This is a genomic window from Bartonella grahamii subsp. shimonis (genome assembly GCF_036327415.1).
GTDB lineage: Bacteria > Pseudomonadota > Alphaproteobacteria > Rhizobiales > Rhizobiaceae > Bartonella > Bartonella shimonis.
The window spans coordinates 262,803-287,218 of record NZ_CP123961.1; the positions used below are offsets into that span (position 1 = coordinate 262,803).

23 protein-coding genes are annotated in these 24,416 nt (G+C 37.8%); 16 read left to right on the top strand and 7 right to left on the bottom strand.

Features of this window, described 5'->3' with window-relative positions:
* From QHG57_RS01375 to virB11, 14 genes are all read left to right on the top strand, one after another.
* Positions 1-2,472: a VirB4 family type IV secretion/conjugal transfer ATPase gene (locus QHG57_RS01375; protein ID WP_330169327.1), complete on the top strand. Its 2,472-nt coding sequence runs from the start codon at positions 1-3 to the stop codon at positions 2,470-2,472.
* The gene (locus QHG57_RS01380) at positions 2,469-3,224 is read left to right on the top strand and encodes a TrbJ/VirB5 family protein (RefSeq protein ID WP_330169328.1); all 756 of its coding nucleotides are present in this window, start codon (positions 2,469-2,471) and stop codon (positions 3,222-3,224) included. The genes QHG57_RS01375 and QHG57_RS01380 overlap by 4 nt, the downstream gene beginning before the upstream one ends.
* Positions 3,225-3,413: 189 nt before the next feature.
* Positions 3,414-4,256: a TrbL/VirB6 family protein gene (locus tag QHG57_RS01385; protein ID WP_330168320.1), complete on the top strand. Its 843-nt coding sequence runs from the start codon at positions 3,414-3,416 to the stop codon at positions 4,254-4,256.
* A 224-nt stretch (positions 4,257-4,480) separates the two neighbouring features.
* Positions 4,481-4,624, top strand: a complete 144-nt coding sequence (locus QHG57_RS01390) for a membrane lipoprotein lipid attachment site-containing protein (RefSeq protein WP_330168321.1) — start codon at positions 4,481-4,483, stop codon at positions 4,622-4,624.
* Positions 4,621-5,355, top strand: a complete 735-nt coding sequence (locus QHG57_RS01395) for a TrbJ/VirB5 family protein (RefSeq protein WP_330169329.1) — start codon at positions 4,621-4,623, stop codon at positions 5,353-5,355. Before QHG57_RS01390 ends, QHG57_RS01395 begins: the two co-directional genes overlap by 4 nt.
* 218 nt (positions 5,356-5,573) lie before the next feature.
* Positions 5,574-6,416, top strand: coding sequence for a TrbL/VirB6 family protein (locus QHG57_RS01400; protein WP_330169330.1), 843 nt, complete (start codon positions 5,574-5,576; stop codon positions 6,414-6,416).
* Positions 6,417-6,640: 224 nt separating this feature from the next.
* Positions 6,641-6,784 (top strand): membrane lipoprotein lipid attachment site-containing protein, encoded by a 144-nt coding sequence (locus tag QHG57_RS01405; protein WP_330168323.1) that lies wholly within the window; start codon positions 6,641-6,643, stop codon positions 6,782-6,784.
* Entirely contained in the window at positions 6,781-7,545 is a 765-nt protein-coding gene (locus tag QHG57_RS01410) for a TrbJ/VirB5 family protein (protein WP_330169331.1), read from the top strand. The genes QHG57_RS01405 and QHG57_RS01410 overlap by 4 nt, the downstream gene beginning before the upstream one ends.
* Before the next feature lie 218 nt (positions 7,546-7,763).
* Positions 7,764-8,606, top strand: a complete 843-nt coding sequence (locus tag QHG57_RS01415; protein ID WP_330168320.1) for a TrbL/VirB6 family protein — start codon at positions 7,764-7,766, stop codon at positions 8,604-8,606.
* A gap of 224 nt (positions 8,607-8,830) precedes the next feature.
* Positions 8,831-8,974, top strand: coding sequence for a membrane lipoprotein lipid attachment site-containing protein (locus QHG57_RS01420; protein WP_330168321.1), 144 nt, complete (start codon positions 8,831-8,833; stop codon positions 8,972-8,974).
* On the top strand, positions 8,971-9,672 hold the full coding sequence (locus QHG57_RS01425; RefSeq protein WP_330168325.1) for a VirB8 family type IV secretion system protein: 702 nt from the start codon (positions 8,971-8,973) through the stop codon (positions 9,670-9,672). Before QHG57_RS01420 ends, QHG57_RS01425 begins: the two co-directional genes overlap by 4 nt.
* Positions 9,673-9,685: 13 nt before the next feature.
* Positions 9,686-10,492 (top strand): P-type conjugative transfer protein VirB9, encoded by an 807-nt coding sequence (gene virB9 / locus QHG57_RS01430; RefSeq protein ID WP_330168326.1) that lies wholly within the window; start codon positions 9,686-9,688, stop codon positions 10,490-10,492.
* Positions 10,492-11,646 (top strand): type IV secretion system protein VirB10, encoded by a 1,155-nt coding sequence (virB10, locus tag QHG57_RS01435; protein ID WP_330169598.1) that lies wholly within the window; start codon positions 10,492-10,494, stop codon positions 11,644-11,646. Before virB9 ends, virB10 begins: the two co-directional genes overlap by 1 nt.
* Positions 11,621-12,682: a P-type DNA transfer ATPase VirB11 gene (gene virB11 / locus QHG57_RS01440; protein WP_330169332.1), complete on the top strand. Its 1,062-nt coding sequence runs from the start codon at positions 11,621-11,623 to the stop codon at positions 12,680-12,682. The genes virB10 and virB11 overlap by 26 nt, the downstream gene beginning before the upstream one ends.
* A gap of 3,272 nt (positions 12,683-15,954) precedes the next feature.
* Here the strand turns inward: virB11 and QHG57_RS01450 are convergent.
* The 7 genes from QHG57_RS01450 to rimM all read right to left on the bottom strand — a co-directional run bounded on the left by QHG57_RS01450 (position 15,955) and on the right by rimM (position 22,093).
* Positions 15,955-16,734 carry a succinate dehydrogenase iron-sulfur subunit gene (locus QHG57_RS01450; RefSeq protein WP_330169333.1) on the bottom strand — a complete coding sequence of 260 codons (780 nt, stop codon included), beginning with the start codon at positions 16,732-16,734 and terminating at the stop codon, positions 15,955-15,957.
* 15 nt (positions 16,735-16,749) lie between these two features.
* Complete coding sequence (gene sdhA, locus QHG57_RS01455; RefSeq protein WP_330168329.1) at positions 16,750-18,594, bottom strand: succinate dehydrogenase flavoprotein subunit; 1,845 nt, start codon at positions 18,592-18,594, stop codon at positions 16,750-16,752.
* Positions 18,595-18,600: 6 nt separating this feature from the next.
* A complete protein-coding gene (gene sdhD, locus QHG57_RS01460; protein ID WP_330168330.1) occupies positions 18,601-18,987 on the bottom strand; it encodes a succinate dehydrogenase, hydrophobic membrane anchor protein in 387 nt (128 codons plus the stop codon).
* 18 nt (positions 18,988-19,005) lie between these two features.
* The gene (sdhC, locus tag QHG57_RS01465; protein ID WP_330168331.1) at positions 19,006-19,407 is read right to left on the bottom strand and encodes a succinate dehydrogenase, cytochrome b556 subunit; all 402 of its coding nucleotides are present in this window, start codon (positions 19,405-19,407) and stop codon (positions 19,006-19,008) included.
* A 494-nt stretch (positions 19,408-19,901) separates the two neighbouring features.
* Positions 19,902-20,342, bottom strand: coding sequence for a 50S ribosomal protein L19 (rplS, locus tag QHG57_RS01470; RefSeq protein ID WP_330168332.1), 441 nt, complete (start codon positions 20,340-20,342; stop codon positions 19,902-19,904).
* Positions 20,343-20,551: 209 nt separating this feature from the next.
* Entirely contained in the window at positions 20,552-21,250 is a 699-nt protein-coding gene (gene trmD / locus QHG57_RS01475; protein ID WP_330168773.1) for a tRNA (guanosine(37)-N1)-methyltransferase TrmD, read from the bottom strand.
* A 285-nt stretch (positions 21,251-21,535) separates the two neighbouring features.
* A complete protein-coding gene (gene rimM / locus QHG57_RS01480; RefSeq protein WP_330168333.1) occupies positions 21,536-22,093 on the bottom strand; it encodes a ribosome maturation factor RimM in 558 nt (185 codons plus the stop codon).
* Positions 22,094-22,236: 143 nt separating this feature from the next.
* On the opposite strand from rimM, the gene QHG57_RS01485 reads away from it, so the two are divergent.
* Both QHG57_RS01485 and QHG57_RS01490 read left to right on the top strand, forming a co-directional pair.
* A complete protein-coding gene (locus QHG57_RS01485) occupies positions 22,237-23,058 on the top strand; it encodes a SapC family protein (protein ID WP_330168334.1) in 822 nt (273 codons plus the stop codon).
* Between the two features lie 3 nt (positions 23,059-23,061).
* Positions 23,062-24,030, top strand: coding sequence for a tyrosine recombinase XerC (locus tag QHG57_RS01490; protein ID WP_330168335.1), 969 nt, complete (start codon positions 23,062-23,064; stop codon positions 24,028-24,030).
* Positions 24,031-24,416 lie beyond the last annotated feature (386 nt).

Sequence of the window (24,416 nt, forward strand, 5' to 3'; positions counted from 1 at the left end):
ATGACAGCTGTTGAAAGCAGCAAGCGTCTTATATCAGAGACACCTGTAAGTCTATTCCTGCCTTATTCACATCACATTACAGATACGATTATTTCTACTAAAAATGCGGAGTATTTGTCGATTTGGAAGATTGACGGACGCTCGCATCAAAGTGCTTCAGAAGAAGATATTTTTCAATGGATAAAAGAGCTTAATAATACTCTACGAGGTATTGCATCAGCCAACTTATCATTTTGGACACATATCGTGCGCCGCCGTGTTTATGAATATCCTGATTCAACATTTGATCAAATGTTTTGCTATCAACTTGATGAAAAATATCAGCAAAGCTTTACTGGTTATAATTTGATGGTCAATGATTTATATTTGACTGTTATTTTTCAACCGATAGCGGATAAAATTATGTCGTTCTTTTCTCAACATGAACGTGAAACGCTTGATCAAAAAAAGATGCGACAAGACTCATGTATCAAAGAACTCAGTGACATCAATCGTACTTTAGGCCAATCTTTAAACCGTTACGGTGCAGAACTTCTTGGTGCTTATGAAAAAAATGGACACGCTTATTCTTCTGCACTTGAATTCCTTGGAATGCTTGTCAATGGTGAATATCGCCCCATGCCAATTTGCCAGGACCGTTTTTCTGACTACATGTCTATCAATCGACCTTTTTTCTCAAAATGGGGCGCTCTCGGTGAACTGCGGACAACCAGTGGAATGCGTCGATTTGGAATGCTGGAAATTAAAGAATACGATGCAACAACCAAACCAGGACAATTAAATGTTTTGTTGGAAAGTGACTTCGAGTTCATATTGACACAGAGCTTTTCGGTGCTCTCCAGACATGCCGCTAAAGACTATTTACAACGGCATCAGCGTAATCTTATTGATGCACGAGATGTGGCAACGAGCCAAATTGAACAAATTGACGAAGCACTAAACCAGCTTATCAGTGGGCATTTTGTCATGGGAGAACATCACTGCACATTGACTATCTATGGTGATACAGTTCAACAAGTTCGCGACCATATGGCCAAAGCAAGTGCAGCATTACTAGACGTTGCGGTATTGCCCAAACCTGTAGACTTAGCGATAGAGGCTGGCTATTGGGCACAACTTCCTGGCAATTGGAAATGGAGACCACGTCCTGCTCCGATTACATCATTGAACTTTTTATCATTTTCATCTTTTCATAATTTTATGTCAGGAAAACCTACTGGCAACCCATGGGGACCGGCCGTCACAATTCTTAAAACAACCAGTAAAACACCGCTTTATTTCAATTTTCATGCCTCCAAACTTGAAGAGGACTCGACAGATAAACGTTTGCTTGGTAATACCGCACTTATCGGACAATCTGGTTCCGGTAAAACTGTGTTACTCAGCTTTTTGTTAGCACAAGCACAAAAATTTAAGCCTACAACTGTTGTTTTTGATAAAGATCGTGGCATGGAAATTGCTATTCGAGCGATGGGTGGAAAATATTTAACATTCAAGCCAGGCAGGAAAAGTGGTTTCAATCCTTTCCAACTCCCACCCACACAAGAAAATCTGATTTTTCTGAAACAATTTGTTAAAAAATTGGCAGAAGCTGGTGGTGAAATCACACATCACGATGAAAAGGAAATTAATCAAGCTGTTATGTCTGTTATGAGTAGCAACATTGATCCATCACTTCGTCGTTTGTCTTTTCTTGTGCAATTCTTACCAAATCCGCATGTAAGTGATTATAATGCTCGCCCATCTGTTCATGCTCGCTTGATAAAATGGTGCGAAGGTGGTGATTATGGATGGTTATTTGATAATCCCAATGATGCTCTTGATCTCTCAACACATCAAATTTACGGCTTTGATATCACTGAATTCTTAGATAACCCAGAAACGCGGACTCCAGTGATGATGTATTTGCTTTACCGTACAGAAGGGATGATTAGCGGACAACGGTTTATGTATATCTTTGATGAGTTTTGGAAACCATTACAAGATCCATATTTTGAAGATTTAGCAAAAAATAAACAAAAAACTATCCGTAAACAAAATGGTATTTTTGTTTACGCAACACAAGAACCTAGCGATGCTTTAGAAAGCAATATAGCCAAAACGCTTATTCAACAATGTGCAACCTACATTTTCTTAGCCAATCCTAAAGCAAGCTATGAAGATTATACCCAAGGCTTTAAGCTAACAGATACTGAGTTTAAATTAATTAAAGGACTTGGTGAGTTTAGTCGCCAGTTTCTCATCAAGCAAGGCGACCAATCTGCTCTCGCAGAGTTAAATCTTGGCAAATTCCATATGACAATCGATGGAAAAACTACTGAACACAACTTTAATGACGAGCTCTTAGTTTTATCAGGTACACCTGATAATGCAGAATTAGTCGAAAGCATTATCGCGGAAGTTGGTGAAGATCCAGCAATATGGTTACCAATTTTCTTACAGCACGCAAAAAATGACAGGAGGGAAACATGAAAAAGCAGACCATTTTAATGGCAGTAGCAATAACTTTAGGGATTTCAAATCCAGCAAAGGCTTGGGTTTTTGGTGCTGGAGCGGCGGATTTGTCAGCATCAGTTCCAAAGAAGTTTCCCGGTTTAAAATGGATTTTCCCTTCATCTAAAAAACCTCCACAACAAAAGAAAACGCCACCTACTATGCCTCTCCTCGACCTCTTAAAAAAACAACTTGAGGAGACAAAAAAAATACATGAATCTATAACGGGAAGCCAAAAATTCGACACTAAAAAACTTAAAAATGCACAAACAGATCACAGCAGTTTTTTTCTCAAAAATCCAGAGACACTCTACAATAAAAATAAATCTTCTGCTCTATCTGCATCACTTGCAAATATTTTAAAAGAAGAAGAAATTCCTATCTCTATCAATGAATCTAGCCGTTTTATCAACAATCGTATCCAATATGCAGCCATCACTGATAAAGCTGTAAGTCTAAAGACTTTTGAAGAAGCAGACAATCGTTATCGGCAAATTGAAGAACTATTAAACGAAATCAAAACAACAAAAGATCTAAAAAGTATTGCTGAGTTACAAGCACATATAATTGGAATGCTTGCTATGCTACAAAATGAAACAGCAAAATTACAAATGGTCACACATTTACGCAACGCTGAATATGCACTTATCAAACAGCAGAAGGACAAACATAACATAAAAATTTTGAATAGTAAAAACACGCAAATGCCTACCATAAAATTTATTAGATAGGGCTTTTTATAACAATATTTCGTGTATTATTTTTCCTGTACGCTCGTAAAAAGCAAAAGTTAATGCATAATATTCAGTTCTCTCTCATAGACTGAAAAGGTCTACAAAGTTTAATTTTATCCTAAAAAACTCAACGAAAAATGCTTAAAAATCATATAAAAAGTTGAAAATTCGTCAAAGAGGTATGCCATGAACTTCACGATATTCACGCAACTTTTCGATAAAATTGATCAGATAACAAAGACATATGTCACAGATATTTCCTCAAAAGCAATTGCTACAATTACACCCTTCATCTCAATCGGGATCACCATCGCTTTTATCATCTATGGATGGCTCATCATTCGCGGTGCTATAGATATGCCTCTCTCCGGATTTGTAAACCGTTTCATACGGATAAGCATTATTACTTCAATAGCTCTTACCGCAGGACTGTATCAGCCAGAAATCACAAATATGATAACTCAAATGCCTCATGATTTATCAAAAGCACTCATAACAAATCCACTCAATGATAAGCAATTAATGGGCTTACTTGACAATGCAGCAGGCAAAGGATTTCTATATGCAAGCCGCCTTTTCGAAGAAACTATCTTCTTCGATGCCAACGGTCTGCTTTACAGTCTCTTAGGTATCCTCATCTTGCTAGCAACAAGCCTCGTAGTTGCAATCGGCGGTGGTCTCGTCTTACTAACAAAAATCGCTATTGCACTCCTCGTAGGATGGGGACCAATCTTCATTATTGCTCTACTCTGGCAACCAACCTATCGCTTCTTTGAGCAATGGATAGCACAAGTCTTAAGCTATACAATCCTCTTTGTACTCTTAGCAACCATATTTAATCTAATGATGAATATCTTTGCAAACTATTTGGGCGATATGAAATTCGATTACGGACAGAATATGGGATACATGTTTGGGGGAGTTCTTATCCTGTCCATTATATCCATTATGCTGTTACTTAAACTGGCAAGCATTGCCAATGCTCTCGCAAAAGGCGTTACATTTGGGCATCTATGGAAAATTAGGTAAAACAGATAGTACGACTCTTCATAATAGCAATACAGGAAAATGCCGAAACCAACAGCCCGTAAAAATATCTGCATTGCCGATGAACATCTCCCTAAACAAAAATGAGATCACTAAATGAAAAAAATTAAAACAATAGATAATCAATATATTTCTCAATCAAAATTGAAATAATGATAAAAAAATGTTAGAGGCATATATTGCGGTTATAAAACAGGAGTGTTAAAATGAAGAAAATCATTTTTGCAATTTTAATTGCAAATATCTTATCGGCTTGCGCGTTAGCGCCAAAGCCAAAGCAACCAAATGATAGGAACCGCGTGCCTATTAATAAAACAATCCCTGCCGAAATCAAGCGAGGAACCATATGAGAAAGATTCTTATTATAACAGGAATGGCTATGTTCTTTGGAATGCCAAATTTAGCTAAGGGATTTGAGTTTAGTTGGGGTTGGTCTCCAAACCCAAAAGTATTAAAAAAGAAAACACCTCCACAATTTCGTCTACCAGAAGAATATCTGACAATTATTGAGTTATTAAAAAAACAGATTGATTTGAAAGAAAAACAACTTTCAGCAACAGAAGAAGCTTATAACGCTATAACTTATGATTCTATAATTGAGGATCAGGAGGTTAAAACTAAGAAGGAAACATATGACAGTCTTTTTTTAAAAAATTCCAGTTCGATCTATAATAAAGATAGACGTTCAGATGCATCATATCAACAGATTCTGGAGGAACAAAAAAATGTTTCTGAGCCTTCGGATCACGTGAATAGGAATTTTTTGGGACGTGTACAGTTTACGTCAGTTATGGATAAAGCTATAGCTCTACAAGCTTTGAAAGCATCAGAAAAACGCCTTGAGCATATCTTATCCCTGTTAGACGAATTTAAGAAAGCAAAAAATCTAAAAGATATTGTCGATTTTCAAGCAAATGTAGACGGTATATTAGCTATGATCGAAAATGAATCTATAAAGCTGCAAATGGTTGCGCAGTTACGTGATGCTGAGTACGCGCTTATCAAAACAAAAAGACGCGAACTTGATCTAAAGGTTTTTAACAGTACAAACCAAACAATGCCTGCCATAAGATTTCAATAAAGCTCTTTATAACATTTATTTTCTCTCTTTTATGAAAATGATCCTATTGTAAATGTCTCAACAATCTTGAAGAACACAAAAGTTTCATCAAATTCCAAAACAATCCCGATGAAAATACTTAATGAACTTAATGAATTGTGTAAATCCAAATGAAGCGCATAGCATGTATCTGTGTTTTGAGAGGATGAAAAATTGAAAATTCGTCAAAGAGGTATGCCATGAACTTCACGATATTCACGCAACTTTTCGATAAAATTGATCAGATAACAAAGACATATGTCACAGATATTTCCTCAAAAGCAATTGCTACAATTACACCCTTCATCTCAATCGGGATCACCATCGCTTTTATCATCTATGGATGGCTCATCATTCGCGGTGCTATAGATATGCCTCTCTCCGGATTTGTAAACCGTTTCACACGGATAAGCATTATTACTTCAATAGCTCTTACCGCAGGACTGTATCAGCCAGAAATCACAAATATGATAACTCAAATGCCTCATGATTTATCAAAAGCACTCATAACAAATCCACTCAATGATAAGCAATTAATGGGCTTACTTGACAATGCAGCAGGCAAAGGATTTCTATATGCAAGCCGCCTTTTCGAAGAAACTATCTTCTTCGATGCCAACGGTCTGCTTTACAGTCTCTTAGGTATCCTCATCTTGCTAGCAACAAGCCTCGTAGTTGCAATCGGCGGTGGTCTCGTCTTACTAACAAAAATCGCTATTGCACTCCTCGTAGGATGGGGACCAATCTTCATTATTGCTCTACTCTGGCAACCAACCTATCGCTTCTTTGAGCAATGGATAGCACAAGTCTTAAGCTATACAATCCTCTTTGTACTCTTAGCAACCATATTTAATCTAATGATGAATATCTTTGCAAACTATTTGGGCGATATGAAATTCGATTACGGACAGAATATGGGATACATGTTTGGGGGAGTTCTTATCCTGTCCATTATATCCATTATGCTGTTACTTAAACTGGCAAGCATTGCCAATGCTCTCGCAAAAGGCGTTACATTTGGGCATCTATGGAAAATTAGGTAAAACAGATAGTACGACTCTTCATAATAGCAATACAGGAAAATGCCGAAACCAACAGCCCGTAAAAATATCTGCATTGCCGATGAACATCTCCCTAAACAAAAATGAGATCACTAAATGAAAAAAATTAAAACAATAGATAATCAATATATTTCTCAATCAAAATTGAAATAATGATAAAAAAATGTTAGAGGCATATATTGCGGTTATAAAACAGGAGTGTTAAAATGAAGAAAATCATTTTTGCAATTTTAATTGCAAATATCTTATCGGCTTGCGCGTTAGCGCCAAAGCCAAAGCAACCAAATGATAGGAACCGCGTGCCTATTAATAAAACAATCCCTGCCGAAATCAAGCGAGCAGATATATGAGAAAGATTCTTATTATAACAGGAATGATTACCCTTTTGGGAATGATAAATTTAACTCTAACGTCTAACTTTAGTTGGGGTTCTGGGACTCAAGATTCAACTGTTCAAATTCCTGTATCTGTTTTAAAAGAAGAATATCTACAACTTTTTAAATTGTTAGAAAAAAAAACTGAATTGAGTAAAAAGCAACTCGATGAAACGCTAAAGATATATGATTCTATAACGGGTAATAGAGTAACTAAGAAAATATTGCCAAAAGATGACATACTATATTTTCTTCAAAATCCGCAGTCAATCTACCCAAAACCACAACCTATCTACAACGTTCTCACCTACGGGATGCATAGCAGCTCTATGCCACTCTTCTATAAACATTATATTTACAGCATTCTTGTGAATGAGAAGTACCATATTCCTACACCACTAAAGCAGATGAATACAGAAATTAATACACGTCTCAAATATAGAGGGGCTATCGCTAAAGCTATAAGTTTGCAAGCTCTTCAGCATGCAGAGAAGCGTTTTGAAAGAATCACTAATTTATTAAATACTACAAACAAAACGCAGGATTTGAAAGAAGCTGCTAAGTTGCAAGCAGAGCTAAAATACATGTTAGCCATGATTCAAAATGAATCTATAAAGATTCAAATGGTCAAAAATTTAATCAATAGTGAAAAAGCTATTATCGACACACAAAGAGTTAGGATCTATCTACCAGCTCTTAAATCAAACCAAACAATGCCTGCCATAAGATTTCAATAAAGCTCTTTATAACATTTATTTTCTCTCTTTTATGAAAATGATCCTATTGTAAATGTCTCAACAATCTTGAAGAACACAAAAGTTTCATCAAATTCCAAAACAATCCCGATGAAAATACTTAATGAACTTAATGAATTGTGTAAATCCAAATGAAGCGCATAGCATGTATCTGTGTTTTGAGAGGATGAAAAATTGAAAATTCGTCAAAGAGGTATGCCATGAACTTCACGATATTCACGCAACTTTTCGATAAAATTGATCAGATAACAAAGACATATGTCACAGATATTTCCTCAAAAGCAATTGCTACAATTACACCCTTCATCTCAATCGGGATCACCATCGCTTTTATCATCTATGGATGGCTCATCATTCGCGGTGCTATAGATATGCCTCTCTCCGGATTTGTAAACCGTTTCATACGGATAAGCATTATTACTTCAATAGCTCTTACCGCAGGACTGTATCAGCCAGAAATCACAAATATGATAACTCAAATGCCTCATGATTTATCAAAAGCACTCATAACAAATCCACTCAATGATAAGCAATTAATGGGCTTACTTGACAATGCAGCAGGCAAAGGATTTCTATATGCAAGCCGCCTTTTCGAAGAAACTATCTTCTTCGATGCCAACGGTCTGCTTTACAGTCTCTTAGGTATCCTCATCTTGCTAGCAACAAGCCTCGTAGTTGCAATCGGCGGTGGTCTCGTCTTACTAACAAAAATCGCTATTGCACTCCTCGTAGGATGGGGACCAATCTTCATTATTGCTCTACTCTGGCAACCAACCTATCGCTTCTTTGAGCAATGGATAGCACAAGTCTTAAGCTATACAATCCTCTTTGTACTCTTAGCAACCATATTTAATCTAATGATGAATATCTTTGCAAACTATTTGGGCGATATGAAATTCGATTACGGACAGAATATGGGATACATGTTTGGGGGAGTTCTTATCCTGTCCATTATATCCATTATGCTGTTGCTTAAACTGGCAAGCATTGCCAATGCTCTCGCAAAAGGCGTTACATTTGGGCATCTATGGAAAATTAGGTAAAACAGATAGTACGACTCTTCATAATAGCAATACAGGAAAATGCCGAAACCAACAGCCCGTAAAAATATCTGCATTGCCGATGAACATCTCCCTAAACAAAAATGAGATCACTAAATGAAAAAAATTAAAACAATAGATAATCAATATATTTCTCAATCAAAATTGAAATAATGATAAAAAAATGTTAGAGGCATATATTGCGGTTATAAAACAGGAGTGTTAAAATGAAGAAAATCATTTTTGCAATTTTAATTGCAAATATCTTATCGGCTTGCGCGTTAGCGCCAAAGCCAAAGCAACCAAATGATAGGAACCGCGTGCCTATTAATAAAACAATCCCTGCCGAAATCAAGCGAGGAACCATATGAGAAAACAACAAGCTAAACCAGTAAAAGCACAACAGCTTAACAGTTATTATGAAGAAAGCCGGGGCTTAGAACGTGATCTTATCAATGAATTTATAAGATCGCGCAGAACGGCATGGCGTGTAGCGAGTGCTGTTGGTCTTTTTGGCTTATTCGGTATGATATGTGGAGTCGTTGGATTTTCTCAACCAGCTCCAATTCCCTTAGTGTTGCGCGTTGATAATACGACGGGTGCAGTTGATGTTATCTCAATTATGCGCGAACATGAAGAAAGCTATGGTGAAGTTGTAGATAAATATTGGCTAAACCAATATGTCCTTAACCGCGAAAATTACGACTATGATACCATTCAACTGAACTATGACACAACAGCACTTTTAAGTGCGGCAGCTGTTCAACAAGAATATTATAAAATCTACAATGGGGAAAATGCACGGGATAAAGTGCTTTCCAACAGAGCACGTATCACAGTTAAAATACGATCAATCCAGCCTAATGGACTCGGTCAAGCAACTGTGCGTTTTACAACTCAACAACTTGACAGCAGCGGTGCTGCTACTGGACCAAAACAGCACCAGATTGCAACAATTGGTTACACCTATGTCGGTGCACCCATGAAATCATCTGATCGATTGCTTAACCCACTTGGTTTTCAAGTAACAAGTTACCGTTCTGACCCAGAAATACTGTTGAATGATTAAGGAATTGATTATTATGAAAAAACTTGCTTTCGTTGTTCTATTGTCTTCATTTTCTTCTCTTTATACGGTACCTGTGCAGGCGCTCAAAAGTCCATCAAATTCACAATATGATCACCGCATTCGTTATATAACGTATAACGAAGCCGATGTGGTTCAAATTGAAACAGTTCTTGGTGTGGCAACACATATTATTCTTGAAGAAGGTGAACAGTATATCACTCATGCCTTTGGCGATTCAGAAGCCTATGCCTTTGCTCATAAAGGGCGGCATATTTTTATTAAACCAAAAGCAGAATTTGCCAATACAAATCTTATCGTTGTAACTGACAAGCGGAGTTACAAATTCCGACTACAATTTCGAAATGACCGTGCGGGATCAACATATGAATTGGCTTTCCATTATCCCCATTCAAATGATGGAAAGTCAGAAGAAAACAACCAACGCCTTGCGATTGAACGTGGTTTTCACCAAAGCGTCAAAGGCTATAATCTCAGTTATACCATGAGCGGTCACCAAGATATTGCTCCGATAAATGCTTGGGACAATGGGCGTATTACTTACTTCAAATTTCCCGCTAACATGGATATGCCATCGATTTATATTGTAGATGCTGAAGGAAATGAAAGCTTAATACCACGCACTGTTATCGGCAGTTCTAATGATATTATCGCCGTTCATAAGGTCAATCCTAAATGGCTCATACGGCTTGGTAAACGCGCGCTAGCTGTTTTTAATGAAGCCTACGACCCCAATGGCGTACCAAACACAACAGGGACAGTATCTTCGGTAGTTTATCGTATCAATAAAGGAGGAAAATGATGTTTGACAATAAGGAAGGAGAGGGGAAAGGTACAAAATTAGACAACGTCGAGCAAAAATATATTGAAGGTGCCTATGGTAGTTCTGAATTAGGTTCTGAACGTCGTCCGACAATTCCAGGCACCCGTGCATTGCTAATGGTAGGACTTATTGTCATAATAGCGATACCAATTGCCTTGACTTTGAAAGCTTTTAAAATGCGCAATACCGTGAAAGTTGAAGAAGAAAAAGAACAACAAACAGTACAGCAAATTATACCAAACTATGTCCCTCGAGTTATAGAGGAGCCAACGATTGTAGAAGATGCGGAAAAATCAATACAAACAGAAGATTCAAACCTAGATATTTCACCGGCTTTGAGTAAGCTTCTTCAAACAACCATTCCTCCACATTTGCTCCGAGATTCTGAAGAATTAGCACGCAAACGTATGCTTAGTTCTGGCCTTAACAATGGCGGTAGCGAAGGATCTACAGAGACAAAAACGGCATCTAATGATGATGGAAACAATGGTGTATTATTTGATAACCTTCAGCCCGTACGTTTAGGTCAATCACGTGCGATGCAATTTCGTAATCGTGACTTTTTGATTACGCAAGGAACGCAAATAGATTGCACGTTAGAAACAAAGATCATTACATCACAACCCGGAATGACAACGTGTCATTTAACACGCGATATTTATTCCACAAGTGGTCGTGTTGTTCTGCTTGACCGTGGTTCTAAAGTCGTTGGTTTTTACCAAAGTGGCATACAACAAGGACAAACACGTGTGTTTGTGCAATGGTCGCGTATTGAAACGCCTTCTGGTGTTGTCGTCAATCTTGACTCACCTGGCACAGGTCCTCTGGGTGAAGCTGGTATTGGTGGCTGGGTTGACAGACACTTTTGGGAGAGACTTGGTAGTGCAATTATGGTAAGCATAATCGGTGATTTAGGAGAATGGGTAAGAGGAAAAGTTAATAAAAGCAATAAAGAAAATAAAGAGAGCTCACAAAATAAAGATACTCAGGATGCCGAATCGATACTAACCGATGTTATTCAAAATTCCATCAATATCACACCAACACTTTACAAAAACCAAGGCGAACGAGTAAATATTTTTGTTGCTCGTGATCTGGATTTCAGCGATGTCTACAGTCTCGTCACACGTTAACCCGATACAGAAAGATCAAGCAGTTTTTCAGCTTTTACAACCGCTTGATTGTTTCTTAGAAGATCCCACGATCACTGAATTATCGATTTGCCGCCCCTGTGAAGTATGGACGAAAAGCTTGAAGGGTTGGCAAGTACATAGCGTACCAGAGTTAACAACCACTTTTTTGCAAACGCTCATTACAGCGCTTATCGTTTATAACGGTATGGCTCCCAAAAGTATTAATTATGTGCTATTGCCTGGTGGACAACGTGGTACAATTGTACAAACACCAGCTGTCATCGATGGTGCTCTTTCCTTTGTAATTCGTAAACATTCTCTTATAGTTAAGACGTTAGAAGAACTCAAAGAAGAAGGTGCATTTGATGATTTCTCCGACGTAAGTTTTAACAAACCTTCGGAAGAAGAAGCAAATAACTTGTTATTGAAGCAGGACTTCACACGGTTGGAGCCATTTGAAGTTCAACTTTTGCAACATAAACGTGATGGAAAAATTCTTGAATTTTTACAAGAATGCGTCTTCTACAAACGCAACATTATTATTGCAGGCAAGACAGGATCTGGTAAAACAACATTTGCTCGCTCTTTAATTGAAAAGGTCTCTGCAGAGGAGCGTATTATCACAATTGAAGATGTTCATGAGCTTTTTCTACCCAATCATCCCAATCATGTACATATGATTTATGGTAACAATGTAGGCCGTGTTTCAGCTGAAGAATGCCTAGATGCGTGTATGCGTCAGTCGCCCGACCGAATTTTTCTCGCTGAATTGCGAGGTAATGAAGCGTGGGAATATCTCAATTCACTCAACACTGGCCATCCCGGATCGATTACAACAACGCATGCCAACAGCGCTTTGCATACATTTGAACGATGTGCCACCTTGATTAAAAGATCAGAAGTTGGCCGACAACTCGAGTTAGAAATGATAAAAATCGTTCTCTATACGACAGTTGACGTAGTGTTGTTCTTTAAAGATAGAAAACTCTCTGAAGTCTTTTACGACCCGATTTTTGCTAAATCAAAAATCGTTTAAGGGGAGCTTCCTCTCTCGGTAATATGATGCAAACAAAAAATAGCCGTAACTAATTGTTACGGCTATTTATTTAAATTTTTCTATTCTCTTTGCTTCTCCAATGCATTTTCTACACTCTTCATGGATAAAAGAAGAAAAAAGTTAATAGGCAACAACTGTACGAGAAAACCAAATTATACATAAGGCTCTCTCTATTCTCTTGCCTTTGATCATTCTTTCCATTTATCTTTTGAAAAGGTATGTTTGATGCAAAAAAAATAGCTACAAAATAAATATTTCAATAAAAAAGCTTCGTAAAATAGGTACTTTCGATCATCACAAATAATTATAATCATCAAAACCAAAACTTATCGTTTAAAAATTCTAAGTGCTATTTTCAAGTGATTAATAAATATGTTTTTTAACCAAACAATCTCCAGATACGGAAAACCTCATATGAAATAAACTATCATTTCGATTTAGCATCTATAAACCACATTCTATTTGGTAATAAAAAGTATAGTGGCATATCGACGTCTTCTTCGGACGAAGAAAGATTCTTAACCTCCGGCTGTTCGTAAACAACCAAATTTCTCTTAAGCAAACTTTGCTAACCTATCACGTAGCTTATGTCCCCACCCTAAAAACAATATCCGTAGACTACACAGGTAAGCCCTACTCTGAATATTCCTGCTCTCTTCTCTGAACCTCAAAAAGCGAAAATTCCTAAAAGCACAGATCTAAAATCCCACTTCTTAAGATGCGTCACATTGATTTATAATTTGCGTGTTGGATAAAAGATCTTAGTACCGTAGGATTCCCTCATTCCAAGGCTGTTTATTAACCAAAACCATATTTCTTGCACATTACAAGCGAATAAAGCCATGTAGAATAAAACTGTACAAAAAAGCACTAAAAATGCCTCTTATAAACCATCCCAAATGCCAAAAATTGTCGCAACATTGGGAGTTAACAAAGTATCTAATGGCACCCAGCTTGCTCTTTTATGAAGTGTAAAATGGAGATGCTCTATAAATTTTTATATTATTCATCAGGGCTTTACCATTATACCATCCACGAGCTCTATCGCGAAATGAGCTTGGGCACCTTAAAGAAAGGTTTCTTAAAAACAAGCGCGTAAATTGACAAGCCAAGTGTATTTTGTTTGGAGCGTTCTGTTTTTGCATAAGGGTTGTAATCTTATTTGTGATCTTATTAAAGAACGAGAGAAACAAAAGCGTGAAGCAATGCGTAATCTCTATTATTTAAAAGACATTACTCTAGACGCTTTTGAAAGTCATAAAACTGAACTAAAAAATAACGGCAAAAATGGAAACTGGTTTACACCTTTACAGCTTCATATTCCCCCCAAAATTAAGAGGCTGTATACCGATTTCAGAGATTACGCCAACAGATGATACGTAATACTCTTAACTCCCGGTAGGTAAAAGCTGCAACAGCAAAAGCTCTTTTAGAAAAACAACGCCATAAAATCATTAATAACCGGCAATGAATTGGAGAAATGTTCTAGATTTTTATTAAATACTCTGCAAAGCAACAATAACGATACAACTGGCTTTGCGTCTGCTTATTCTTACAGGTATTTGTACCCATCTCTTGCATCAATTCGTGAAGATCAGATTGAGGGGAATATATAGACAATTCTTGACTCAAGAATATGAAAAGTCTGCGTGATACTACAGGAGATTTTCACGTGCCCTTATGATTAGAGGCATTAAAAATTTTAAAACAAGCACGCTTGTTTTTCGCAATGATTTTTTTCTGCAACCGGTCGTGGTTCTTATTAAGGTGTATTTCCTATCACAATATATTAAGAGAGATTAAACTAAAAAGCTGTCCACCTAGATTTCGCTCTAGTTTACGTAACTGGCTAACAGACTCCACCTATCACACCTCAAAGGACGAAGCCTCTTAAAACGCACTGATCTGCAAACAATCCGCTTCCTCGCTTAGCTTCACCTTCTAACCACTTTAATTACCACATCCTAAATACGATAGTGTTTTACGGCACAACAGAATAAATAACAAAACAATGACTGATTATACCGTTAATACTTGGAAACCTCTCTTTCATGTTAAAAATATCTTGTATGCTGAAAAATAAAAAATACTTTATACTGCTTAAACAACTTTCTTAAGCATATATACAAGAAAAAATGAAATACCCTAATATAATAAATAAGATCTAAACCTAGAAATCTCTATTTTTTATAGATAAAAACATATAAAATCAAAACCCACGAAACTCACCAAAATACAACATGTTTTCTTTGATGATTGAATTCATTCAACTCAAACGAACCTATAACATTCCCCATTCCACATTCGCAACGCATGTTCTTAGAATTTTTACTACCGTTTTCTAAATTTCTAGAAAAACCTATAAATTTGATATTTTTTCAAACGTCTTATCTGCTCTTTAATGAATTTAAACCTATAACGTTACAATAGTTTTAAATTACGACCGCCTTGACTGTATGATCTATCTCTACAATAGATAGCAACTTTACGTTCTCCATTTTTGAGAACTACACCTTTTGTTTTTTAATGCGCTTAATAATTCAATCTTTAAAATAAAAAATATAATCTTTAAATATATATCATGATTTTATCAAAAATTCCTAATCCCTGAATATTAGCAATGTTTTTGATATTATAATAAACGTATCGTAAAATGACGAACTGTTATAATGGCCACTCCTTTGTATTTCATTTGAATAATTTACATACGTTATAATATTTGTATCAACATTTATTTTTGTGCTATATTTATACAGAGTTATCTTTTTATAAAAAATGATTAATTGAATCTGCATTAAAATGGAAATTCTGATACGAATTTAATAAAAATAAAAACACATAGCATATTAATTTTATTGTTTTTACACAGAACGCTATTTAAAGTGTAGTTTACCCGAAAGACTAATGCCTTTTTAAAGGCAATAATAACTATGGTAACCGCCTCATAAAAGCCAATAAATTTTAGAGATTAAACCTCAAGAGGCCCAAAAAACGCGTACAATTTTCTTTTTTTCTTCTACTGTTCGTTAATCGGTCAATTTTCAAAGATAGTATTCAACTATGAGTTTTCTGCTCAGCCATTGCAAGAATCGCTTCTACAAGAATTGCTTAATTTTTAGGGATTACTTCGCCTTTAGAATGATTATAGCTATTGCGCCCTTATAAGCAGCCGATCCTCTTTTAGAGATTTAATTGCTAAAAGAAGATACAATTTTCTACCTTGCGCTTTATTTTCATCAATCAGTAAATTTTCAAAGGCGGCGTTCAACCATGAGTTTTTTAATTTCAGCAATCGCTTTTGCTGGATTTAATCCCTTTGGACAAGTTTGCGCACAATTCATAATCGTATGGCAACGATAAAGGCGGAAAGGATCTTCTAAATTATCAAGACGTTCACCACACATCTCATCACGTGAATCCGCAATCCAGCGATAAGCTTGGAGCAAAACAGCGGGACCCAAATAACGATCACCGTTCCACCAATAACTTGGACATGAAGTCTGACAACACGCACACAAAATACACTCATAAAGGCCATCGATTTTTTGGCGATCGGAGTGACTTTGTAACCATTCTTTTGCAGGTTCAGGAGAAACTGTTTGCAACCAAGGCTCAATGACTCGGTGTTGCGCATAAAAGCGCTTCAAGTCAGGAACCAAATCTTTAACAACCGGCATGGAAGGCAAAGGATAGACTTTAATGGGGTGTTTTACATCATCCATCCCTTTGGTACAAGCCAATGTATTGGTTCCATCAATATTCATCGCACATGAACCACAGATGCCTTCACGACAAGATCGACGAAGTGTCAAAGTTGGATCAATGTGGTTTTTAATAAACAAAAGCCCATCAAGAATCATTGGACCACAAGCAGAACGATCTACGTAATAAGTATCTAGATGAGGATTATTCTCATCATCAGGCGACCAACGGTAAACATGAAATTCTGTCAGCTTTATCGCACCTTCAGGTTTAGGCCAAACCTTCCCCGGTTTTACTTGAGAGTTTTTGGGAAGCTTAATTTGTACCATAATTCGTGTCTCCCCTTAATAAACCCGTTTTTTAGGTGCAATGCGCTTTAAATCGATCCCACCATCAGCTTCAGATGTTAACGGGTCCACATGGACAGGTCGATATGATAATGTCACCTTACCCTCTTTTGACAAATGTGAAAGCGTATGTTTACGCCAGTTTTTATCATCACGCTCTGGATAATCTTCACGAGCATGAGCGCCACGGCTTTCTAAACGGGCTAGTGCAGAATGAACAGTCATGATTGCATTCACCATGAGATTTTCAAGCTCTAACGTTTCAACCAAATCAGAATTCCATATCAATGAACGATCTGTAACTTTGAGGTCAGACAATTCCCCCCAGATTTTATTCATCCGTTGACATCCTTGTTGCAAAGAATCCTCTGTACGGAATACTGCCGCATCTTCTTGCATCGTGCGTTGCATTTTTTCACGCAATAGAGCTGTCGGTATCGCCCCTTGTGCAAAACGTAAACGATCAAAACGCGCTATAATTTCATCAACAGCTTCTTCATTGAGGGGTGGAATTTCTGCATTCCGATCAATAACTTCACCTGCGCGAATGGCAGCAGCACGACCAAATACCACAAGATCAATTAATGAATTTGACCCCAAGCGATTAGCCCCATGAACAGAAGCACATCCCGCTTCTCCTACCGCCATCAACCCAGGTTGAATACGATCAGGCGAATCAGGCGTTGGGTTGAGAACTTCCCCATAGTAATTGGTAGGAATCCCACCCATATTATAATGAACCGTTGGCAAGATGGGGATAGGCTCTTTTGTTACATCCACACCTGCAAAAATCCGTGCTGATTCCGAAATTCCCGGTAAACGCTCGTGCAAGATTGCAGGATCAATATGGTTGAGAACCAAATGAATATGGTCCTTCTTAGGTCCAACGCCACGTCCTTCACGAATTTCAAGTGTGATACAACGCGAAACCAAGTCACGTGAAGCCAAATCCTTAAAGGAAGGTGCATAGCGCTCCATAAAGCGTTCACCTTCAGAATTGATTAAATAGCCTCCTTCACCACGAGCTCCTTCTGTAATTAAGCAGCCAGAACCGTAAATCCCTGTAGGATGGAATTGCACAAACTCCATATCCTGAAGTGGCAATCCAGCACGTGCGATCATTCCACCACCATCACCAGTACAGGTATGCGCCGATGTCGCGGAAAAATAAGCCCGTCCATAACCACCGGTTGCAAGAACAACCATTTTAGCCGAAAAACGATGTATTGTACCATCATCGAGATTCCACGCCACAACCCCTGTACAAACCCCATCCGTCATGATGAGATCCAGTGCAAAATATTCAATAAAAAATTGCGCATTATGCTTTAAGCTTTGTCCATAAAGCGTATGCAAAATGGCATGACCTGTACGATCAGCTGCTGCACAAGTACGTTGAACAGGTGGACCTTCACCAAACTGTGTCGTATGTCCGCCAAAGGGACGTTGATAAATTTTGCCTTCTTGCGTCCGCGAAAAAGGAACGCCATAATGTTCTAATTCGTAAACAGCAGCAGGTGCATTACGCACCAAATACTCCATTGCATCGGTATCACCTAACCAATCAGAACCTTTCACAGTATCATATAAATGCCACTGCCAATTGTCAGGCCCCATATTTGAAAGCGATGCAGCAATCCCCCCTTGCGCTGCAACCGTGTGTGAGCGAGTTGGAAAAACCTTCGTGATACAAGCAGTCTTTAATCCTTGTTCCGCCATACCAAGTGTTGCACGTAATCCTGCACCACCTGCCCCAACAACGACAACATCAAATTTATGATCTACAGTGCGATAAGGGGCGTTACCTGCTTTAGCGCCCAGAGATGATCCTGTACCCGCCATATTTGTTTAACCCCCTAATGCAATTTTCAAAAGAGAAAAAATAATGACGCCACCTATGAGAAAACAAAATGAAATATTTAACGTCAAAAAGAATATCCGGAAACCTTCACGTGGAATATAATCTTCAATCACCACCTGCATACCAAGTTTCATATGATAAAGGACTGAAAAAGACATTAATCCCATCAAAATAGCCACAACAGGATGTGCAAGCCGTGCACGCACAATACTATAATCCTTGCCCACAAGCGAAAGAATAAGAACAATAAAAAATATCAAAAGCGGCAGATTAACAAGCCCTGTCAAACGCTGTAGCCAAAAATGCTCTGTTCCTTCATGAGCACTCCCGTGCCCCCGTACTTTTCCAAGTTCCGTTCGAAAGTCTTTTTTCATATCTTTTTTCACCCCCAGCTAAACAACGCTATATCCAATAATCCAAATTACAAAAGTAACAATAAGAGAAATAAACACTGTCGCCCAAGCAGTGACTGTTGCCTTTTTTTTTGCTAAAAGACAAGGCATCATATCCCAAACAATGTGGCGAAGTCCACCAACCATGTGATGAACCCCTGCCAAAGTATAAAGAAATAAGATACCCAATCCAAACCAAGAACTATAAACCTCGTGAACTGTTCTGAATGCCTCCTCCCCACACGCAATAGCAATTAACCAAACGGCAAAAAAAACCATTCCAACATAAAGTGCCATACCCGTAACGCGATGCGCAATGGACATAGCCATAGTAATTGTCCAACGATAAATACTTATATGAGGGGAACGAGGGCGCTCTTTTATCCTAGTTGTCTCTGTCATAAAATATCCTGACCTGGTTTTTACTGCAACCGTAATGAACGAGAAAGTTCGTATAAAACGACCACATATATTATCTCGTTTTTACTTGTTTGGCATCTCAACATACCAATATTACAGGTCGGTTGTCTCAAATAACGGATTAAAGGTCACGCATAAAAAAACCGATTACTCCACGGATATAATCCGCAAAACTTGCTTTAATCTAATACAATTTTATCTTCACGTCAAAGGTCTAACATCTTTTATCAAATATTCTAACATCTTTTATCAAATATAAACAGGCATTTTTCAGATTAAACTCATCCTTTTGAGTATCAACGATATATGCAATAATATCTAATTTCACCCATAATTAAGAATAAAAAGAGACAAAAATTGATAGATTAAACATTTTTATGTCCCCTTCAAGCCTTTTAAAAGACAAAACGAATCACGAAAGGCACACATAAGCGGCATAAAAGCTGCTTTTGCATAAAGCTTAGCCGATATAATCTTTACTCAGCAACTTGCTTTTCAACATCTGTGCTTACAGCTGCTGTCTCTACTTTCTCAACAACCTTTTCAGCTTTTTTCCTATAATCTCTTTTTTCAGTAATACGCGCAGCCTTACCTCTCAAACCACGAAGATAATAGAGTTTTGCACGACGCACTTTACCACGACGCACCAGCTCAACACCTTCAATCAACGGAGAATAAACAGGAAACACCCGCTCCACTCCTTCACCATAAGAAATCTTGCGTACTGTAAAGGTCTCATTCAACCCACCGCCTGAACGCGCAATACAAACACCTTCATAAGCCTGGACACGCGTCCGCGTACCTTCCGTCACTCGCACCATGACACGAACTGTGTCTCCTGGCTGAAAAGCTGGAAATTGGCGTTTTTCTTCAATTCTTGCACATTGTTCAGCTTCAAGTTGTGCGATAATATTCATTTCTTTTATCCTTCATGTTCTTTATCGAGCAGTCAGAGCGCTCAACTCTTACCAAAAAAGCCTTTATTAAAAATAAGAAGCTCTTTAGGCTATGCCTTACACAGGAGCGAATACACCATTCCTTCATTTTAATTTTGGAACTACAGAAAACCTTTTATAAAAAACTCTCCAAAAAGAGAGCCATGCAATACACCACCTTATCATATGAATCAAGTTTTCTGATGATTTTTATCATAACGCGCATAAAGATCAGGGCGACGTTGACGTGTTAACAATTCGGCTTGGCTTTGACGCCAATCTGCGATCGCTTTGTGATGACCTGAGAGCAACACGGGCGGAATACCCCGTCCTTCGAAAAGAGAAGGGCGCGTGTATTGTGGATGTTCCAGCAAGCCATTTTCAAAACTTTCACACTTTGCAGAAACCGCATTCCCCATCACTCCAGGCAAAAGACGTATAATAGCATCTAAGATAACCAATGCGGCCGTTTCACCCCCTGAAAGAATATAATCACCAATAGAGACTTCTTCTAATTCTCGTGCTTCTATGACTCGCTCATCAACCCCTTCAAAACGTCCACAAATTAACGTTACACCCGTATCACGAGCCAAGCTATGCGCGTAAGCTTGGTCAAAAGGGCGCCCACGTGGACTCATCAACAATCTTGGCGAATCCTGTGGACAACAATCAAGAGCAGCTGCCAATACATCCGCCCGCATTACCATACCAGCCCCCCCACCAGCAGGTGTATCATCAACGCTATGGTGTTTATCCAAAGCAAAATCCCTAATCTGTACCGTCTCCAATGACCAAATTCCGCGCTCTAAAGCTTGCCCTGCTAAAGAATACCCTAAAAAACCAGGAAACATTTCAGGATAAAGGGTTAAAACGCGCGCCTGAAACTTCATTTTATTTCTCATCCTTATTTTCTTAAACAGACTCTTAGATAGCGAAAATAGCACAAACAAGATATTTAACGCTATAGCGTTAATCTAAGTCTCCTTGATCTGCGCCATATTCAATACGATCCTTCTAAATACTTGCACTAAAAAAAGACTTTAAAAACTCAGAACTGTCTCGAGATAAAGTGCTTACAATATCTGCTCAAAAGTGCATTTTTAATATTTCCACACTTTCCACTTTTTATTGACGAAATTCATCGGTTATTTTTACCTTCATCTTTATTTTTAGATTCAAGCTATTTCCTTTTTATCATTGTCTCTCCCATCACTTAAACCAGCGGCCATGGGATTAACAACAAGAAAACCAGAATCCATACAAATTTCTGGTACCGCCGCTTTACTAAAGGGAATAAGAACTCTTTTACCCGTATTCAAACGTATTTCAAGCAAATCACCAGCTCCAAAATTAAAGAAACCACACACTTTACCCAAAACTTTTCCCCCGCAATCTTGAACACGCAAGCCTATTAAATCAACTTGATAAAACTCATCCTCCCTTAAATCATCAATTAATTGATCACGCATCACATAAAGGCGAATACCTTTTAAAGACTCAGCAACATTACGATTTTCTACCCCTTTAAAACGTACAATCGCCTTATTTTTTTGTATGCGAAGAGTTACAATTTCATAAGAACGCCCCATATCATCATAAAGAGTGCTGTAAGACTTGAAACGTTGTGGCTCAGCACTTAGAATTTTAACAAAAACATCTCCTTTTATACCATGAGGCATACCAATAATGGCAAGATAGACTTTATTTTTAAGCTTTTCTTTATTATATTTCATGCAAAAATATTATCTCTCAAAAATGAACCCTTCAATCTTATAGTTTTCTATTCAATCTTGTTGCCATATGAGACTATCTTCTAAAAGACCTTTTAAAAGACCTTTCTTGGTAACAACAACAAATTAATAAAGGAGAAAGTCTTATGGCAAATATTATGCTATTTTACAAAGACATCACGCCAATCAACAAAGTTTCCCATAAAAATCTGAAATTTGCTCCTCCAAGTGATATGTCTTTTGCTAAAGATACTCACTGGGTTCCTTTAGCAAGTACTGAATATTTTCAAGCAGCACTAGACTATCCTATTTTGTTTATGTGCGCGGAAGATGAACAAAAAAAACGGCATTACACATCCGCTGCTCTTGTCGGTCTTTCTAACGACGAAAATGACTATATCGCCTCTGATAAAAGTTGGAAAACCAATACTTATGTCCCTGCTTTTGTCCGTCGCTATCCTTTTGTTCTGGCACAAATTAGCAATGAAAAAGAACTTTCTGTTTGCTTTGATCAACAGTCAGGTATGTTTAATGAAGTTGCAGGAACAGAACTTTTTAATTCCGACGGCTCTATTTCTCCTTTTATGGAAGAACGTATTCGTTTTCTTGAAAGTTTTAAAATTGCTATGGAAAAAACCTCTGAGTTTATTGATGCTCTTGTAGAAATAGATCTTCTAAGCCAAAAATCCATCAATGTGAAAAACGATAAAGGTCTCTCAGCACAATTGGAACATTTTTGGGTTGTTGATGAAGAAAAATTGAATAAATTATCAGCAAGCCAACTCGCCAAACTTCATAAAAATGGCTTTTTAGGATTAATTTTTGCGCATTTGATGTCAACGCACAATCTCTTAAAAATACTCTCTCTCAAAGGTGAAAAGCAACTTATCAATCGTGAAGAGCAACCCCAAAACAAGAATGGTCATTCTAACGATGAAAAATTTAAAAAGAAAGAAACCCTCAACTAGATAATGCCTATCAAAAACGACAAGAGAAAAGATAAAAATATTCCTCTCATTCCAGCAGATCATGCAATCTTAAACGCAAGGAAAAATTGGTTAGAGTGTCTCACCCAAACACGTCGTATGTCGGCACAAACAGTGCAAGCCTATGAACGTGATACGCGGCAATTTTTGTCTTTTCTCTGTCAACACTTAAGCCATACACCAATCCTTACAGATCTTGCTCATTTACGCATCAGTGACTTGCGTGCTTATCTTGCTTATCGGCGTACAAACAATGTCAGTGCTCGCTCTTTAAGCCGCGGAGTGGCAGGCATACGCTCTTTTTTCAAGTACCTATCACGCGAAGGAATCGTCAATGTTCCCGCGGCTCAACTTATCCGAAGCCCCAAACACCCAAAATCGCTCCCAAAACCTTTAGCGATCAAATCAGCACTTCACATAGTCAAACAAGAAAACCAGCTAGAAAATGAACCTTGGATTAGCGCTCGTAATGCGGCTGTCCTCATACTTCTCTATGGCTGTGGAATGCGAATATCAGAAGCCTTAAGCCTCACACCAGAACAATTTTCTGATCCTGAAAAAACAAGTTTATTTATCACAGGGAAAGGCGGCAAAACACGCCTTGTTCCTCTCATCAAAATTGTTTACGAAGCTGTACAAAATTATCTCAAATGTTGCCCATATCCTTTAGTGGATAACCAACCCATATTTCGCGGGGCACGAGGCGGTCCCCTACAACCCGCCATTATTCAGAAAACTGTACGCAACTTACGAGCAAGCCTTGGTTTACCAGAAACGGCCACCCCCCATACACTACGCCATTCTTTTGCCACCCATCTTTTATCACGGGGGGGAGATTTGCGCACGATTCAAGAACTTCTTGGGCATGCTAGTCTTTCCACAACACAAATCTATACCCATGTCGATACAGACCATTTATTAAAAATTTATCAAAAGGCCCATCCCCGTTCCTAAAAACGTCTCATCAAAAAAATTAGAGTGTTTCAACCTCAAATGCCAAAGCATGATACGAGTAGCCAATTTTTTTGCCAAACGAAAACACAATTGCTCGATATATTTCTACGCGCATCATGTCTGAAAAATTATAATACATTAATTTATAATGATAGTTTAGCTTACTAATCGTTCTTGATATTGAATAAGAACCTTGAGTACCATAAGATTCTCTTATTTCAAATCTTTCTCATGTTGAATCAATCAAAATCTTGCTTGCGCGTCATAAACGGAACTTACACGTGAATAGAAAACTGTACAAGAAAGACATGCCTCTTATAAAAAGTTTTAGGTACTAAGGACTGCACAACATTGGGAGCTAGCAAAGTGTATAATAAGCGACTTGC